The sequence below is a fragment of the Leucobacter celer subsp. astrifaciens genome (assembly GCF_001273835.1).
GTDB lineage: Bacteria > Actinomycetota > Actinomycetes > Actinomycetales > Microbacteriaceae > Leucobacter > Leucobacter celer.
Map to the genome: position 1 here is coordinate 154052 of NZ_JHEI01000134.1, position 16235 is coordinate 170286.

At 68.2% G+C, this 16235-nt stretch carries 13 protein-coding genes; 12 read left to right on the forward strand and 1 reads right to left on the reverse strand.

Annotated features, from left to right (window positions below):
* Positions 1 to 19: 19 nt before the first annotated feature.
* The 4 genes from AMS65_RS04790 to AMS65_RS04805 are packed head-to-tail and all read left to right on the forward strand — an operon-like array spanning position 20 to position 4170.
* The gene (locus tag AMS65_RS04790; RefSeq protein ID WP_053383027.1) at positions 20 to 880 is read left to right on the forward strand and encodes a tryptophan 2,3-dioxygenase; all 861 of its coding nucleotides are present in this window, start codon (positions 20 to 22) and stop codon (positions 878 to 880) included.
* Positions 873 to 2033: an amidohydrolase family protein gene (locus tag AMS65_RS04795; RefSeq protein ID WP_075200847.1), complete on the forward strand. Its 1161-nt coding sequence runs from the start codon at positions 873 to 875 to the stop codon at positions 2031 to 2033. The genes AMS65_RS04790 and AMS65_RS04795 overlap by 8 nt, the downstream gene beginning before the upstream one ends.
* Positions 2030 to 3313, forward strand: a complete 1284-nt coding sequence (locus tag AMS65_RS04800; protein WP_241489339.1) for a kynureninase — start codon at positions 2030 to 2032, stop codon at positions 3311 to 3313. Before AMS65_RS04795 ends, AMS65_RS04800 begins: the two co-directional genes overlap by 4 nt.
* Positions 3313 to 4170: a PaaX family transcriptional regulator gene (locus tag AMS65_RS04805; protein ID WP_053383028.1), complete on the forward strand. Its 858-nt coding sequence runs from the start codon at positions 3313 to 3315 to the stop codon at positions 4168 to 4170. Before AMS65_RS04800 ends, AMS65_RS04805 begins: the two co-directional genes overlap by 1 nt.
* Here the strand turns inward: AMS65_RS04805 and AMS65_RS04810 are convergent.
* Entirely contained in the window at positions 4119 to 4796 is a 678-nt protein-coding gene (locus AMS65_RS04810) for a TetR/AcrR family transcriptional regulator (RefSeq protein ID WP_053383029.1), read from the reverse strand. The two genes, AMS65_RS04805 and AMS65_RS04810, sit on opposite strands and share 52 nt — an antisense overlap.
* Positions 4797 to 4951: 155 nt before the next feature.
* Between AMS65_RS04810 and AMS65_RS04815 the strand changes: the two genes are divergently transcribed.
* From AMS65_RS04815 to AMS65_RS04850, 8 genes are all read left to right on the forward strand, one after another.
* A complete protein-coding gene (locus tag AMS65_RS04815) occupies positions 4952 to 6112 on the forward strand; it encodes an ABC transporter ATP-binding protein (RefSeq protein ID WP_083451491.1) in 1161 nt (386 codons plus the stop codon).
* Positions 6109 to 7065 (forward strand): ABC transporter permease, encoded by a 957-nt coding sequence (locus tag AMS65_RS04820; RefSeq protein ID WP_053383030.1) that lies wholly within the window; start codon positions 6109 to 6111, stop codon positions 7063 to 7065. The genes AMS65_RS04815 and AMS65_RS04820 overlap by 4 nt, the downstream gene beginning before the upstream one ends.
* Complete coding sequence (locus tag AMS65_RS04825; protein ID WP_053383031.1) at positions 7062 to 7934, forward strand: ABC transporter permease; 873 nt, start codon at positions 7062 to 7064, stop codon at positions 7932 to 7934. The genes AMS65_RS04820 and AMS65_RS04825 overlap by 4 nt, the downstream gene beginning before the upstream one ends.
* Entirely contained in the window at positions 7927 to 9060 is a 1134-nt protein-coding gene (locus AMS65_RS04830) for an ABC transporter substrate-binding protein (RefSeq protein ID WP_053383032.1), read from the forward strand. The genes AMS65_RS04825 and AMS65_RS04830 overlap by 8 nt, the downstream gene beginning before the upstream one ends.
* Positions 9061 to 9587: 527 nt before the next feature.
* Positions 9588 to 11015, forward strand: coding sequence for a DUF3375 domain-containing protein (locus AMS65_RS04835; protein ID WP_053383033.1), 1428 nt, complete (start codon positions 9588 to 9590; stop codon positions 11013 to 11015).
* On the forward strand, positions 11012 to 11617 hold the full coding sequence (locus tag AMS65_RS04840; protein WP_053383034.1) for a DUF4194 domain-containing protein: 606 nt from the start codon (positions 11012 to 11014) through the stop codon (positions 11615 to 11617). Before AMS65_RS04835 ends, AMS65_RS04840 begins: the two co-directional genes overlap by 4 nt.
* On the forward strand, positions 11610 to 15005 hold the full coding sequence (locus AMS65_RS04845) for an ATP-binding protein (RefSeq protein ID WP_053383035.1): 3396 nt from the start codon (positions 11610 to 11612) through the stop codon (positions 15003 to 15005). Before AMS65_RS04840 ends, AMS65_RS04845 begins: the two co-directional genes overlap by 8 nt.
* Positions 15002 to 16198 carry a Wadjet anti-phage system protein JetD domain-containing protein gene (locus AMS65_RS04850; protein ID WP_053383036.1) on the forward strand — a complete coding sequence of 399 codons (1197 nt, stop codon included), beginning with the start codon at positions 15002 to 15004 and terminating at the stop codon, positions 16196 to 16198. Before AMS65_RS04845 ends, AMS65_RS04850 begins: the two co-directional genes overlap by 4 nt.
* The last annotated feature ends 37 nt before the right edge of the window (positions 16199 to 16235 follow it).

The window sequence follows — 16235 nt, forward strand, 5'->3', positions numbered from 1 at the left end:
GGCACATGAAGGAGCTGCGATGACGATCCAGGACGGCGTTCGCGACCTCGAGGGCGAGATCAAGACCGACTTCAGCAAGTCGATGGACTACGGCACGTACCTCGACCTGGAGACCCTGCTCTCGGCGCAGTCCCCGGTGAGCCGCCCCGAGCACCACGACGAGCTGCTCTTCATCATCCAGCACCAGACCACCGAGCTCTGGCTGAAGCTGGTGCTGCACGAGCTGCGGGCGGTGCGCGAGTACCTGGACGCGGATCGGCTGACCCGCGCGCTGAAGACGCTATCGCGCGTCAAGCACATCCAGCGCACGCTGGCCGAGCAGTGGTCGGTGCTCGCCACGCTCACTCCCGCGGAGTACGCCGAGTTCCGCAGCGTGCTCGGGCCGTCGAGCGGTTTCCAGTCGTACCAGTACCGGGCGATCGAGTTCCTCCTCGGCAACAAGAACGCCCGCATGCTCGAGGTGTTCGCGGGCAAGCCGCAGCACGCGGAGCTCGAGGCGCTGCTGCACGAGCCCACGGTCTACGACAGCTTCCTGCGCCTGCTCGCCCGCCGCGGCTACCCGATCCCCGACTCCGTGCTGCAGCGCGACGTCTCCGAGGCGTGGGTCGAGCACCCCGAGCTGCTCCCGGTGCTGAAGACGATCTATGAGGACGTCGACGGGCACTGGGACGTGTACGAGGCGTGCGAGACCCTGGTCGACATCGAGGACGCCTTCCAGTTCTGGCGCTTCCGCCACATGAGCACGGTGCAGCGCACCATCGGCTTCAAGCGCGGCACGGGCGGATCGAGCGGCGTCGGCTTCCTGAAGCGCGCGCTCGATCTCACCTTCTTCCCCGAGCTCATCTCCGTGCGCACGGAGATCGAGGATCTGCGTGGCTGAGAGCGGCACGCGTGCCGGCGACCGGGCCGGCGCGTCGGCTCCGGATCCGACCGTACTGCCCGGGGTGGTGGATCGCCACGTGCACCTCGGGCTCGTGGCGCACCGGAAGCTCGCCGGCTCGCCGGTCGTCGAGGTGCACGATCTCGGGTGGGACCCGGCCGAGATCCGCGGGATCGCGGCGGAACTGGGCGGCGGCACGGTCGACCGGCGCAGCCCTGGAGGGTCGGAGACGCACCCTTCCGATCGGCCGCGGGGTGATGTCGACTCGCTCCGCTCGCTCAATCGGCGGGTGCGTGCCGTGCGGGTGCGCTACGCCGGCCCCTTCCACGCGGCGCCCGGCGGATACCCGAGCGGACGCAGCTGGGCTCCGACCGCGTGCGTGCGCGGGATCGAGACCGTCGCCGACGCCGCCGACGCGGTGAGCGAGGCGCTGGCAGCGGGATCCTCGGCGATCAAGATCACGCTGCACGCCGATTTCCCCGCCCTGAGCGACGAGCTGCTCGCGGCGCTGGTCTCGGCCGCCCGCGCGGCCGGACTGCCCGCCGTCGTGCACGCCGAGGGCGCGGGCCAGGCGCGGCGCGCGATCGAGGCGGGCGCCGCGGCGCTCGTGCACGCACCCTGGACGGAGCGACTTCCCGACGAGGTGCTGGCGCTCTCCGCCGCTCGAGGCGTCGAGTGGATCTCGACGCTCGCGATCCACTCGGGCGACGACCTCGAGCGCGCGCTCGACAACGCCCGGCGGTACGCGGCGCTCGGCGGACGCGTGTCGTACGGCACCGACCTCGGCAACGGCCCCGCACCGGTCGGCGTGAACGAGCGCGAGATCGAGCTGCTCGGCGAGATCGGCCTCAACGGCGAGCGTCTGCTCGAGGCCGTGATGCCCGCCGCGGATCCCGCCGGATTCCTCGCCTCCCCCGAACCCCCGCCACGCACCGCGGCCGAGCTCATCGCCTGGCTGCGCGCGGCGCACCGCATCGATCCCTCGCCTTCTCGCACGGCTCACCCGTCATCCTGCGCGACGAAGGAGTCGCAGGATCCACACGATGGATTCTGCGCACTGCGACTCGCTCCGCTCGCGCAGCATGACCGGCTTCGCCGCGCGCAGAATGACGACGAGCCCCTGACCCACTCCACGACGAAGGAGCACCCGTGATCCCGAACCCGACCACCCCGACTTCCGCGGCCGAGCGCGCCGCCGCGCTCGACGCCGCCGACTCGCTCGCCCGCTTCCACGACCGCTTCGTGCAGCACCCCGACGTCGTCTCCTACCTCGACGGCAACTCGCTCGGCCGTCCGCTCGAGGCCACCCGCGACCGTCTGGCGCAGCTCGTGGAGACCACCTGGGCCGGACGCCTCATCCGCGCCTGGGACGAGACCTGGATGGACGAGCCGACGCGCCTCGGCGACACGATCGGCCGCGTGGCCATCGGGGCGGCCCCCGGCCAGACGGTGGTGGCCGACTCGACCACGGTGCTGCTGTACAAGCTCGTGCGCGCCGCGCTCGACGCGCGCCCGGATCGCGGCGAGATCGTCGCCGACACCGAGAACTTCCCCACCGATCGCTTCATCCTGGAGGGCGTCGCCGCCGAGACGGGGCGCTCGATCCGGTGGATCACCCCCGACCCCGCAGCGGGAGTCACCGTCGATGAGGTGCGCGCGGTCGTCGGCTCGGATACCGCCCTCGTGCTGCTCAGCCACGTCGCCTTCAAGTCGGGCTACATCGCCGACATGACGGCGATCACGGCCGTCGCCCACGAGGCCGGCGCGCTGGTGCTGTGGGATCTGTGCCACTCGGCGGGCTCGATCGACGTGCGCCTGGACGAGGCCGGCGCCGACCTCGCGGTGGGCTGCACGTACAAGTACCTCAACGGCGGCCCGGGCGCACCCGCGTTCGCCTACGTCGCCGAGGGGCTGCACGGCGCACTGCGCCAGCCCATCCAGGGGTGGCTGGGCACGGCCGACCCCTTCGCGATGACCGACACCTACGCGCCCTCCGCGGGAATCCGACAGGTCATCTCGGGCACCCCGCCGATTCTGGGGATGCAGCCGATGCAGGACATGCTCGAGCTGATCGATGAGGCCGGCGACGAGCGCAGCGGCGAAACCGGCATCGAAGCGATCCGCCGCAAGTCGCTCGCACTGACCGAGTTCGTGATCGACTACGCCGACGAGCACCTGGCCCGATTCGGGGTGCGGGTGATCAGCCCCCGCGATCCGGCGGTGCGCGGCAGCCACGTGACCCTCGAGCACCCCGACTTCCGCCGACTCACCGCCGAGCTCTGGGAGCGGGGCGTGATCCCCGACTTCCGTCCGCCGCAGGGGATGCGCATCGGCCTCTCCCCGCTCAGCACCTCGTTCGCCGAGGTGGCGACCGGTCTCGGTGTGCTGACCGAGCTGCTGGAGCGCGGGGCCGCCGCGGCGACGGACGCCTGATGGAGGTGCTCGACGACCTCGACTCCCGCCCCGGGAGCGCGACCTCGCTGCTGCGCACCGTCATCGGGGCCGTGCTGCGGGATCACGGCGGCTGGCTGCCCACCGCGGTGTTCGTCGAGCTGCTGCGCACCGCGGGCGTCAGCCCGGAGCGCACCCGGACGGCGCTGGCTCGGGTGCGGGCGAAGGGGCTGCTCGCCTCCCAGCCGCGGGAGCGGCAACCCGGCTACGCCCTCACCCCCGCGGCCGAGGCCATGCTCGCGCGCGGCGACCGCCGCATCCACCAGCCGCGCAGCATGGACGACGGCGACGCGTGGTGCCTCGTCTCGTTCAGCGTGCCGGAGAACCGGCGGCAGGAGCGGCACCAGCTGCGCCGACAGCTCTCCTGGATCGGTGCGGGCCACGTATCGCAGGGCCTGTGGATCCTGCCGGCCTTCCTGCTCGAGGAGGCCGAGGACATCGTGCGCCGCTCGGGGCTGGCGGATCGCGCGACGCTGTTCGTCACCCACGAGGTGCGCGGTGCGGTTGCGCCGCGGGAGCTCGCCGCGCAGTGGTGGGATCTGGGCGCGATCCGAGAACTGCACGAGGGGTTCCTCGCGGCGCATACCGCCGACCTTGCGGCATGGAACGCGGATCCCGCGGAGGCCACGGCGTTCCGGCTGTGGATCGGGGCACTGGACTCCTGGCGCCCGATCCCCTATCTCGACCCCGGGCTGCCGCCCGCGCTCCTGCCGCACGACTGGCCGGGCGCACGCAGCGCCGAACTGTACCTTGCGCTCCGCGAGGCCACGGCTGCGGCCGCGAGCGCCTACGTCGACGGGGCGGTAGGCGCCTCGAGCGGCTGGAACATGTCCCCGTAGTGCTCGAGCAGGCTCAGGAACGTCGTCTCGGCGACCGCGCGCTGATCGCTCTGGCCGCGCGTCACCTCGGCGAGCAGCGGAAGGCTCTGGCTCGCGATGAGCTCGTGATCCAGCAGGAGATCGCCGGCGCTCCAGTCGTAGGCGAAGCCGAGGGCCAGGTACTCGAGGCCGACCATCGCCTCGAAGGCGCGCGGCAGTTCCCAGCCGTCGCGCACCAGCGCCCGCATGAACGACTCGTACATCCGCAGCGTCTCCGCGTTGCGCACGGGGGTCGTGCTCAGTACCTGGATCGTGTTCGGGTGCCGGGCGAAGGCGCGGTAGTAGGCGAGCCCGAACTCCTGGATCGCCTCGCGCCAGGGCAGATCGAGGATCGCCGGGTCGTGGATCTCCCGCACGATGAGACCCCGGACGAGCTCGATGATGCCGCGCTGGCCATCGACGTGGTGGTAGAGCGACGGCGCGCGCACGCCGAGGCGCTCCGCCAGGAGCTTCATCGTGCAGGCCGGCCAGCCGCGCTCGTCGATGACGGCGAGCGCCTCGCGCGCGATGTCCTCCTCGGTGAGCGGCGGCCGCGACGGACGTCCGGGCCGGCGCCGCGTGCGATCGAGATCGCCGGTCCGATCCATGGCCCGCCCTTTCTCCGTTGTGCCGATGATCGCGCCTCGAGATTTCGAGTTCGAGAAGCAACGGAAACGCTTCGATAACGACCCTTGCGCGTCAAATCTAATGCCGTTAGCTTTATCCGACAAGACCTTGCAAAGAAGCAGGAAGAAGGCCTTGCATGACTCTGCCAAGCACCACCGTCACCGACCCCGACCGCAGCGGATCCGGAACCTCGCCGTCGCAGGCGCTCACCATCTCCGGCGTGCGGAAGACCTTCGTCACTCCCGAGAAGACCTTCGTCAACGCCATCGACGACGTCTCCTTCACCATCGAGCAGGGCGAGTTCTTCGTGATGCTCGGCCCCTCGGGATGCGGCAAGACCACCCTGCTGCGCGGCATCGCGGGGCTCGAGACGCTCGACGGAGGCGAGATCCGCCTCGGCAGCACCCGCATCGACCAGCTGGCGCCCCACGCCCGGCCCGTGAACACCGTCTTCCAGTCCTACGCGCTCTTCCCGCACCTGACGATCGCCGAGAACATCGCGTTCGGGCTCGAGATGGAGCGCCGCTCGAAGCAGCAGGTGAAGGCCCGCGTCACCGAGATGCTCGAGCTCGTGCAGCTGCAGAACATGGCCAACCGCAAGCCGGCCCAGCTCTCCGGCGGCCAGCAGCAGCGCGTCGCGCTGGCCCGAGCGCTCGCGAAGGAGCCGGAGGTGCTGCTGCTCGACGAACCGCTCGCCGCCCTCGACCTGAAGCTGCGGCGCGGTATGCAGTCGGAGCTCAAGCGCCTGCAGCGCACCACCGGCATCACCTTCGTGTTCGTCACGCACGATCAGGAGGAGGCCCTCAGCATGGGCGACCGGATCGCGGTCTTCAACCAGGGGCGGCCCGAGCAGATCGGCACACCGGAAGACATCTACGAGCGGCCGACGAGCCGCTTCGTCGCCGACTTCATCGGCGAGACGAACTTCGTCGACGCGCCGGTCGTCCGCTCAGGCGAGGGTGCGAACGAGCACCTCGTCGCCACGCTCCCCGGGGGCGACCCGGTGCGGCTGCCGAAGACCGTTCCGACTCCCGACGGCACCGTCACCCTCACCATCCGTCCCGAACGCATCCACCTCTCCCCCGGCGGCGAGCGCTTCGCCTCCGGGCGCATCACGAAGCTCGTGTACATGGGCACCGACCTGCGGTGCACGGTGCGGCTCGCGAACGGCGCGGAGCTCGCGGTGCGCGTGCCGCCCCCGTTCGACGCGGGGATCCGCCCCGACGCCGAAGTCTCGCTGTACACCGAGACCGAGGCGCTGCGCCCCCTCGCCCCGGAACCGGCGGCCGGCGCATGAGCACGCAGCTCGACGACCGCACCGGGGTGAACATGGTGCCGGTGTCGACCGCGAAGCGCCCTCAGCGCGCGCACGGCCGATTCCCGTGGCCCTGGGTCATTCCCGCGCTGATCGTCGCCGCGCTGTTCACGCTCGGCCCGCTCGTCGTCATCGTCGTCTTCTCGTTCATGTCGCGCCCGCCGCAGGGCGGCGGCGTGATCTACGAGTTCACGCTCGAGCCGTACGTCAACTTCCTGTTCCAGACCGACTTCCTGGGCAACACGACGTTCGATCCGCGCTACCTGTCGGTCTTCGGCGATTCCCTGATGCAGGGTGCGATCACCACGATCGTGTGTCTGCTGCTGGCCTTCCCGATCGCACTGTGGATCGCGACCCGGCCCGAGAAGATGCAGAACATGCTCGTGCTGCTCATCACGATCCCGTTCTGGACCAACCTGCTGGTGCGCACCTACGCGTGGATGCTGATCCTCAACGACAACGGCATCGTGAACAGCGGGCTGAACCTCTTCGGCCTCCCGAAGCTCGAGCTCCTCTACACCCCGATGGCGTCGCAGCTCGGCCTCATCTACACCTTCCTGCCGTTCATGGTGCTGCCGATCTACGCCTCGCTCGCCGGCTTCGACTTCCGGCTCGCCGAGGCGGCGTACGACCTCGGCGCGCGCAAGTCGACCGTCGTGCGGCGCATCATCCTGCCCCTCGCGACACCGGGCATCGTCTCCGGCGTGCTGCTGGTGTTCATGCCGGCGTTCGGCTCGTACGTGCAGCCGGTGCTGCTCGGCGGCGGCAAGGTGCTCCTCATCGGCAACCTGATCGCCTCGCAGTTCGGCGACTCCCGCAACTGGCCGTTCGGCGCGGCGCTCTCGGTGATCATCCTCATCGTGCTCATGATCGCGCTCATCGCGATCGCGCTCTACTCCCGGAAATCCGGGAAGAAGGTGGAGATCTCGCTATGACCGCTCCCGCCCACTCGAGCGCACGCCCGTCCGACAGGTCCGGCGGCACCGCGCCCGTGATCCGCAAGCCCGCGCGCGCCCTCCGCCTGCGCGACTTCCCGGCCATCGCCCCGATCGCGGTGTTCGGCATCGTGTTCCTCTACCTCCCGATCCTCATCACGACGATCTATGCCTTCAACGACGGCGACTCCGCGCTGGTCTGGAAGGGCTTCAGCGTGCGCTGGTTCGGCGAGGTCGCCCAGAACGCCAACCTGCTGAACGCGCTGATGGTGTCGCTGCAGATCGCGGTGGTGGCGACCGTCGTGTCGACCATCTTCTCGATCCTGTTCGCGCTCTCCGTCGATCAGCTGCGGGCCAAGGGCAGCGGCATCGCGACCGCGATCCTCACCGCGCCCCTCGTGATCCCCGAGATCGTTCTCGCGGTTGCGACGCTCGGTTTCATCCGCATGATCGGACTGCAACCCGGCATGCTCGCGCTGATGCTCGCTCACACCTCGTTCTGCATCCCGTTCGCCCTGATGCCAGTGCGGGCGCGCCTGAAGAGCCTCGGCACCTCGTACTTCGAGGCGGCGACGGATCTCGGGGCGAGCACCTGGCAGATGTTCCGCCGGATCACGCTGCCGCTGCTCGTGCCCGGGATCATCTCCGGCGCCGTACTGGCGTTCGTGATCTCGCTCGACGACTTCATCATCTCGAACTTCCTGTCGGCCTCGGGAGCGACCCCGCTGCCGGTGTTCCTCTTCAGCCTGATCCGGCGCGGGGCGAGCCCGGCGGTCAACGTCATCGCGACGCTGCTGCTCGTCCTCGCCATCGTCGTCACGACCATCACATTCCTGCAATCACAACGAAGGAGCAAACAGCATGCGTAGAACACACAGCAGTGCACGACGCAGTGCCCGCATCGGAGCCGCGATCGCGCTCACCGCGGCCGGCGCGCTGGCGCTGACCGCCTGCGGCGGCGGGGTCACCGATTCCGGCGGCGATGCGGGCGGCGACGGCGCAGCATCGACCGAGTTCGTCGAGGCGACGAGCGGCGAGGTGAACCTCTACACCTGGAGCGACTACTTCCCGGAGGATCTCGTCAAGAAGTTCACCGACGACACGGGGATCTCGCTCAACGTCGACTACTACGACAGCAATGAGAGCCTCGAAGCCAAGCTGCGGGCGTCGGACGGCGCCGGATACGACGTGATCGTGCCCACCGACTACATGGTGGAGATCCTGAAGAACGACGGACTGCTGCTCGAGTTCGACGCGTCGAGCCTGCCGAACGGCGGCAACATCCAGGACGACTTCATGGACGTCTACTTCGACGAGGGCCGCATGTACTCGACGCCGTACCTCTACGGCACCACGTCGTTCGCCTACGACTCCGATGTCATCACCGAGGAGATCACCTCCTGGGCCGACTACTTCAACCCGCCGGCATCGGCCGGCAAGGTCGGCACCATGAACGACCAGACCGAGGTCGTGAACTCGGCGCTCCGGGTGACCGGCGGCGAGTTCTGCACCACCGACGGCGCCGAGCTGCAGGCGGCGCAGGATCTGCTCGTCGACTTCAAGCCGCGCGTGGGCACCATCAACAGCGACGGCATCCTCGAGCGACTCGCGAACGGCGAGCAGGCGATGGCGATGATCTGGAACGGCGCCGCGCACCGCGCCGCGCAGGAGCGGCCGTCACTGACCTACGTCTACCCGGAGGAGGGCATCGCGCTCTGGCAGGACAACTTCACGATCCCGATCGGGGCGAAGAACGTCGACCAGGCGAAGACGTTCCTCAACTGGATGCTCGATCCCGAGAACATGGCCGTGGCGGTCAACTACCAGGCCTACGCATCGGGCGTCGAGGGCACCCAGGAGCTGATGAGCGAGGAGCTCGCCAACAGCGCGGCGATCGTCGTGCCCGAGGGCTACGATCTCGCGCGGCCGGTGCAGCCCTGCAACAACGAGGAGATGACGAACTACACGAAGATCTTCGAGACCTTCAAGGGCTGATGCTTTGAGCAGTCGCGGCCGGCACGATCGCTCGGATCCCCGGACCCTCGGAAGAGGGTTCGGGGATCCGAGTGTTGCGCGGCCTCTCTTCCGCGCGACGAACCCCACCGATGTTTCGGCTCTCGCCGTTGTTTCGGACCGAAGAGGGCGATTTCAGCCGAAATATCGGTGAGAGCCGAAACACGGGATGCCGCGAGTCCCTGATGGGTGGCCCTCGAGGGCCCTCGAGGGCGTGGAGCACGGACCCGGCCGCTCAACGCCTCGGAAGAGAGCACAGGGATCTGTGTGCCGCGCGACCCGCCACCTCCGCTTCAGGCGAGCCGGGTTCGGCATACCTCAGGACTCATCGACCGCAAGGATCAGCAGGTATTTCATGCCCATCTCCGCCCTCGGCGTCCTTGAGAAGGAGGACGCTCACCGAGAAGTGGAACATGAACGTCTGCGATGGTCGTTCTCCCCAGGAGCACTCCCGGCAATCAGGGAGCAGAGCATCCTGGAATGTCGGATGCCGCCACTACGCTGGGAGCGTGAACATCGACGACATCAACGCGCTGCGGGATCAGCACCCCGCGTGGCGCCTGCTGCGCGCGACGAGCGCCCCGCTCATGCTGTCGTTTCTCGGGCAGCATTTCGTCGCGCAGAACGAGGGTGCGACCCCCGCGACTCGACTCATCGATGCACTCGACGAGCATCTCTACCGGGTCAGGGACGGCGACGCAGACCTGTATCCGCGCGAACCGCAGGCCTACCTCGATGACTGGGCCGATCCCGAGCGCGGCTGGCTGCGCAAGTTCTACCCGGTCGATTCCGACGAGGTGCACTATGATGCGACGCCGGCGGTCGAGAAGGCGTATCGCTTCGTCGAAGACCTGCAGCGCCGCAGCTTCGTTGGCACCGAATCACGGCTCCACACCCTCATCGAACTGCTGCGGCAGATCGTGCACGGCAGCGAGGCCGATCCCGAGATCCGCATCGCGGAGCTCGAGAAGCGCCGCGCCGAGATCGACGCTCAGATCGATGCGGTGCGCGAAGGGCGCTCAGAACTGCTCGACGAGACGTCGGTGAGGGATCGCTATCAGCTCTTCTCGACTACGGCGCGTGAGCTGCTCTCCGATTTCCGAGAGGTCGAGGAGAATTTCCGCAGCCTCGACCGCTCCGCACGCGAACGGATCGCGGGGTGGGACGGCAGCAAGGGGGCGTTGCTCGACGAACTCGTCACGAGCCGCACCGACATCGCCGCCTCCGACCAGGGCCGCAGCTTTCAGGCCTTCTACGACTTTCTACTCTCCGGCCAGCAGCAGACAGAACTCGCCGAGCTGATCGCCTCGGTGCAGGAGATACCGGCCGTGCAGGTGGATCGCCGTCTGCGCTTCATACACCACGACTGGGCTGATGCCGCCGAACGCACGCAGCAGACCGTGCGCAACCTCTCCGAGCAGCTGCGCCGCTTCCTGGAGGAGCAGGCCTGGCTCGAGAACCGTCGCGTGCTCGACCTCATACGCTCCGTCGAGCAGGCCGCCATCCAGATCCGCGCCGACCCACCCGCTCATCTCGGCATCGAAATCGATGAGCCGGGCCTGCCGATCGCGCTCCCCTTCGAACGCCCCCTGTATAACCCGCAACCCGCAACCCGAGTCGACAGCTTCATCTCACCCGAGGACGGAGAGACCCCCGACGCCGAGGTGCTGTTCGCGCAGCGCTTCGTCGACGCCGCACGACTCGCGGAGAACATCCGGGCCATCGTGCCGCCGCAGTCCACCGCAGACCTCATCGACATCGTCGAGCTGTATCCCGTGGAGGAGGGCATCGCCGAGATCCTCGGCTACCTCGCGCTCAGTGATGAAGACCTCGAGATCTGGCTCGACGACAGCGAACACACCAGCATCGACTACACGGACGCCGACGGACGCCCGAAACGCGCGACCCTGCCGAAAGTGACGGTGACCAGACGATGACGAGCCCGGAAGAACACGCGATCGCCACTGCCATCGTGAAGCTGATGCAGGGAACCGTCTACCGAGAGACGCATGAAGACATCTGGCGTACGCTCGAACGCTACGAGGCGCCTGTGCAGGATCACTTCGCCCGCATCGGCGTCCGGGTGATCGTCGACCCGCTCGAGGGTTACGCCTTCCTCAAGACGACCGACCCCGGCCCCGATGAGGATCCACTGCCCCGCCTCGTCAAGCGCCGCGCACTCACCTATCCCGTGAGCCTTCTGCTGCTGCTCCTGCGCAAGCGGCTCGCAGAGTTCGAGGCCGCCGGCGGCGAGGGCAAACTCGTACTCGAACGCGAGCAGATCGTCGAGATGCTGCGGCTCTTCCTCGCCGACTCCACGAACGAAGCACGCGTGCTCCAGCAGGTCGACCAGACCATCTCAGCGGTTGCGAAGCTCGGCTTCATGCGCGAGCTCGGACGGCAGCGGGCAAGCGGCACCTGGGAGGTACGGCGCATCCTCAAGGCATACGTCGACGCCGAGACGATGAGCGACTTCGCGGGCAAACTCAGCGAGTACGCGAACGGGAAAGAAGCAGAAGGCGACGGAGACGATGACTGACGCACTACTCCCGGTGCTCGAATTCGACAGCACCGGCACCTCACGCACCGGCTACCGCTTGCACGCCATCGAGGTCTACAACTGGGGCACCTTCGACAAACGTGTATGGTCTCTGCGCCCCGACGGGCGCACCTCGCTGCTGACGGGCGATATCGGCAGCGGTAAATCGACGCTCGTCGACGCGGTCACGACCCTGCTGCTGCCCGCCAACAAGATCTCCTACAACAAGGCCGCGGGAGCTGGCACGAAAGAGCGCAGTCTTCGCAGCTACGTCGAAGGGCACTATCGGTCGGAGCGCAACGAGGCGACGGGAACTTCACGGCCGGTCGGGTTGCGCGATCATCACTCCTACTCGGTGGTGCTCGGGGTATTCGTGAACGAGGGCTACGACGAGACCGTGACGCTCGCCCAGGTGTTCCACCAGAAGGATCGCGCGGGCCAGCCCGAGCGTTTCTACGTGTGCGTCGACCGACGCCTCACCATCGCCGACGACTTCAGCGATTTCGGCAGCGACCTCAAACAGCTGCGCGCCCGCCTGCGACACGGCGGCGCCGCGATCGACACCACCTTCCCGGAGTACGCCAGGCGCATGCGCCGCCTGCTCGGCATCACGTCAGAGCAGGCGATGGAGCTGTTCCATCAGACTGTCTCGATGAAGGCCGTCGGCAATCTCAACGATTTCGTGCGCAGCCACATGCTCGAACCCGTCGACGCCAGCCGCCGAGTCACGACGATCGTGGACCACTTCGAGAATCTCACCCGCTCGCACGAAGCTGTGCAACGAGCAACCGCTCAACTCGCGATCCTCGACCCTCTCATCGCCGGCGCCGATAGATATGAAGAGGCCGCTCGGCGCAAGATCGAACAAGAGGCGGAGCGCCAGGCGCTCACCGTCTTCGTCTCGGAGCTCACGATCAGCGTGCTCGACACCGCGATAGGCCTTGCCGAAGGCGAAGTGGAGATTGTCCAGCAACTGCAGCAGGAAGTCGCCCAGCGTCGCGCCGAAGTGCCGCCGCAACGCGCGGCCCTGCACGCGGAGCGCCTCGAGGCCGGCGGCGACCGGCTCACGCGCATCGAAGCAGCACTACCGGCGGCCGAAGCTCTCGTCGCCGAGCGCACGCGCAAGCACCAGCGCTACTCCGAACTGCTGACGGCCGTCGGCCTCGAACCGGTCACCGGGCCCGAGGATTTCCACGCCAGATCGCTCGCCATCGCAGACGCGCGACCGCGGGCCGAGGCAGAACGCGAGCTCGTGCAGCAGGAGAAGGACCCGATCTCGCTGGCGTGCGGCAGGAACCGGACACGCGCCCGCGAGATCGACGGTGAGGTCAAGAGCCTCGAAGCCCGCCGCAACAACCTGCCGGAAGAACTCGTCGTCGTGCGCGACGAACTGTGCACCGCGCTGCGTCTGCCCGAATCGGAACTGCCGTTCGCAGGCGAGCTGATCGATGTAGCCCCCGAGCACTCCGACTGGCGGGGCGCGGCCGAACGCGTGCTACGCCCCTTCGCTCTCAGCCTGCTGGTTCCGCATGCGCACTACTCCCGCGTGTCGGCCTGGGTGAACGGCCGTCGCCTCGAGGCCCGGCTCGGGAATGGCAAGAGCCGCGGCGTGGATCTCAGCTACCTGCGGGTGCCCGAGCGTAGCGTACGCGTGGTCCCGGCTGAGGCCGAGGGAACGCTCCGCCTGCGAGATGTGCTCGAGGTCGAGCCCGGCGACTTCTCCGATTATCTGATCGGAGAGCTGGCGCGGCGCGCCGAGCATCGCCTGGTCCCCGATGTCGAGGCCCTGCAGCGAGAGGATCGCGCGGTCACCCGCGAGGGTCTGGTGAGGGATCGCGAACGCCACGACAAGCGCGATCGCTTCCGAATCGACGACGCCCGCAGATGGATACTCGGGCGCAGCAGCGAGCGGAAGATAGCGGCTCTGCAGGCAGAAGGGGCCGAGTTGCAGATCCGCATCGACGAGGCGACGGAGCAAATCGACGAGCTCGGTCGACGCGACGAGGCGCTGCGTAGCGCGCTCGACGTATTCGGCAAACTCGAGGAGTACACGAGCTGGGTCGAGCTCGACTTCGTCGGCGCGGAAGCCGACCTGCAGGCGCTGCAAGAGGAACGGACGCGAATACTCGCCGGCTCGTCCCGCCTCGCCGAGATCGACCGTCGTCTCTTGGCGCTCGACGAGCAGGAGCGGCAACTCGAGCAGGAGCACACCGCGATCACCGAACGCCTCGGCGGACTGAAGGCCGAAACAGCGCGACTGCGTGGACGGCTGCAGCGCGAACACGACACGCTCGATGCTGTGCCCGAGGAGGTGATCACGGCATCACGGCAACTCTACCCCGGCTTGGAGGGGCGCATCGGCCGCCGCCAGCCGGCCACGGTCGACCAGTGCGACGAACTGCGCACCCGCCTCGTCGCAGAACTCACCGGTGGCATCGAGGCGGCGCAGCGGGAGATGAACGGTCACACCACGAGTGTGCAGCACCAGATGGGCGAGATGCTGCGGCGCTGGCCGGAGTTCGCGGCCGAAATGGACGCGAGCATCGCCTCCATCAGCGAATTCCGCCGCCTGTACGAGCAGGTGAAGAACGACGACCTGCCGCGCTTCGAAGCCGAGTTCAGGCGTCAGCTCAACACCGAAGCGGTGAAGGATCTCGCTGGCTTCAACAGCTGGCTCGCCCGTCAGGCCGAGGATATCCGCGGGCGCGTCGCGACGATCAACGAGGCCCTCGGCGCAATCGACTACAACCCGGGGCGTATCATCACACTCGTCGCCGAGCGCACGGTGAACACCGAGATCCGCGAGTTCCAGACCGATCTGCGCGCCGCGACCAGCGATCTCATCGGCGTCGACGATCCCGAACAGCGTTTCAATCTGGTGCGCGTGATCATCGAGAAGTTCCGGGGGCGCGAGGGACGCAGCGAGAGCGACCGCAACTGGACCGCGCGGGTCACCGACGTGCGGAACTGGTACACCTTCGCGGCTTCCGAGCGCGACCGTGAGACCGGCGAGGAGCACGAGCACTACACCGACTCCGACGGCAAATCGGGTGGGCAGAAGGAGAAGCTCGCCTACACGATCCTCGCGGCGTCGCTCGCCTACCAGTTCGGACTCGAGTGGGGTGTCGAGAAGTCGAAGGACTTCCGTTTCGCAGTGATCGACGAGGCATTCGGGCGAGGATCCGACCAATCGACCCGCTACGCGCTCGAGCTCTTCGAACGGCTCGGCCTGCAACTGCTCATCGTCACGCCGCTGCAGAAGGTGCACGTCATCGAGCCGTATGTCAGCTCGATCGGCTTCGTCGACAATCCACTGGGATCGGCTTCACGCGTCCATACGCTCACCGTCGAGGAGTTCCGCGAACGCCGCAGGGCAGGATCGGCTTGAGCGCCCGGAGCAGCGCCGGCCCCGCCGGTTGGACCCACCCCGCAGACATCGTCGCGCGGGTGCGGCGAGCATGGGCACGCGGAGACCTGCTGCGCGCCCATGCACAGGGATCGGCGTTCACGCCGATCGAGATGCCGCTGCGTGCGCCCTCCGGCGCCGAACTCTCCGAGCACCTTGAGGAGGCGAGACGCTGGGCCGCGGAGATCGAGCGTGCTTCTGACGGCGGGCGCAGCTTCGACATCATCTCGGGTGTCGTGGGCGGCAAGCACCTGGGGCGCAGCACGATTCCGGTTCGTGTGCGCCTCGACCGCGAGGCACAGGCATGGCGGCTGCTCGGCGTGGCCGGCGACGTCGAGCGCTTCGATGAGCTGCTGCAGCTCAGCGCGAATGCACTGGCGGCTCGGGAATGGGTTCTGGCGCAGCCGCTCAAGGCGATCGAGCTCTTCGACGAGTGGCCGGCGATGCTCGCCGCCCTCGACTGGCTCGACTGGCACCGCGACTCGCAGCTCTACCTCCGCCAGGTCGACGCGCCCGGCGTCGACACCAAGTTCATCGAGCGGCACCGCGCGGTGCTCGCGAAGATGCTCGGCGTTCCGGGAGGTGCCGAGGCGTTCCGTACGGCGCTCGGTTTCGCCGGCAAACCCTGCCTGGCGCGACTGCGCTTCGATCCATCCGCCCTCGGCCTACCTCCCGCAATCACCGAGGCGACGCTCCGCATCGATGAGTTGGCGTCGATGCGAAAGACCGTCTCCCGGTTGCTGATCGTCGAGAACGAGATCACGTTCCTCAGCGCCCCGGTACCCGAGCGCAGCATCGTGCTGTGGGGTCGCGGCTACGAGGCAGGATCACCCGCCGCGCTCGAGCTCTTCACCGATGTCTCCGAGCGCGGCGATGCGTACTACTGGGGCGACCTCGATACCCACGGCTTCGAGATCCTGAGCCGCGTGCGGAGTCACCTTCCGCGTGTGCGATCCGTGCTGATGGATCGAGAGACGCTGCTCGCCCACGAGCAGCGCTGGGTCACCGAGCCCTCGCCGACGAACCGCGCGCTGCCGGGCCTGACCGATACGGAGACCGAGCTGTACTCGGACCTGGTGACGGATCGCCTCGGGCACGCTGTGCGCCTCGAACAGGAGCGCATCGACTGGGCCTGGGCTTCGCGGCGCCTCGCCGCAGTGGGGCTGGTGGGCTGACCGGCTGACCGCGGCTGCAGGGCACGACACCTGCAAC

Coding starts and splice junctions, on each gene's coding strand:
- AMS65_RS04790 (WP_053383027.1), top strand. CDS start 20: ATGACGATCCAGGACGGCGTTCGCGACCTCGAGGGCGAGATCAAGACC.
- AMS65_RS04805 (WP_053383028.1), top strand. CDS start 3,313: ATGGAGGTGCTCGACGACCTCGACTCCCGCCCCGGGAGCGCGACCTCG.
- AMS65_RS04810 (WP_053383029.1), bottom strand. CDS start 4,796: ATGGATCGGACCGGCGATCTCGATCGCACGCGGCGCCGGCCCGGACGT.
- AMS65_RS04815 (WP_083451491.1), top strand. CDS start 4,952: ATGACTCTGCCAAGCACCACCGTCACCGACCCCGACCGCAGCGGATCC.
- AMS65_RS04820 (WP_053383030.1), top strand. CDS start 6,109: ATGAGCACGCAGCTCGACGACCGCACCGGGGTGAACATGGTGCCGGTG.
- AMS65_RS04825 (WP_053383031.1), top strand. CDS start 7,062: ATGACCGCTCCCGCCCACTCGAGCGCACGCCCGTCCGACAGGTCCGGC.
- AMS65_RS04830 (WP_053383032.1), top strand. CDS start 7,927: ATGCGTAGAACACACAGCAGTGCACGACGCAGTGCCCGCATCGGAGCC.
- AMS65_RS04840 (WP_053383034.1), top strand. CDS start 11,012: ATGACGAGCCCGGAAGAACACGCGATCGCCACTGCCATCGTGAAGCTG.
- AMS65_RS04845 (WP_053383035.1), top strand. CDS start 11,610: ATGACTGACGCACTACTCCCGGTGCTCGAATTCGACAGCACCGGCACC.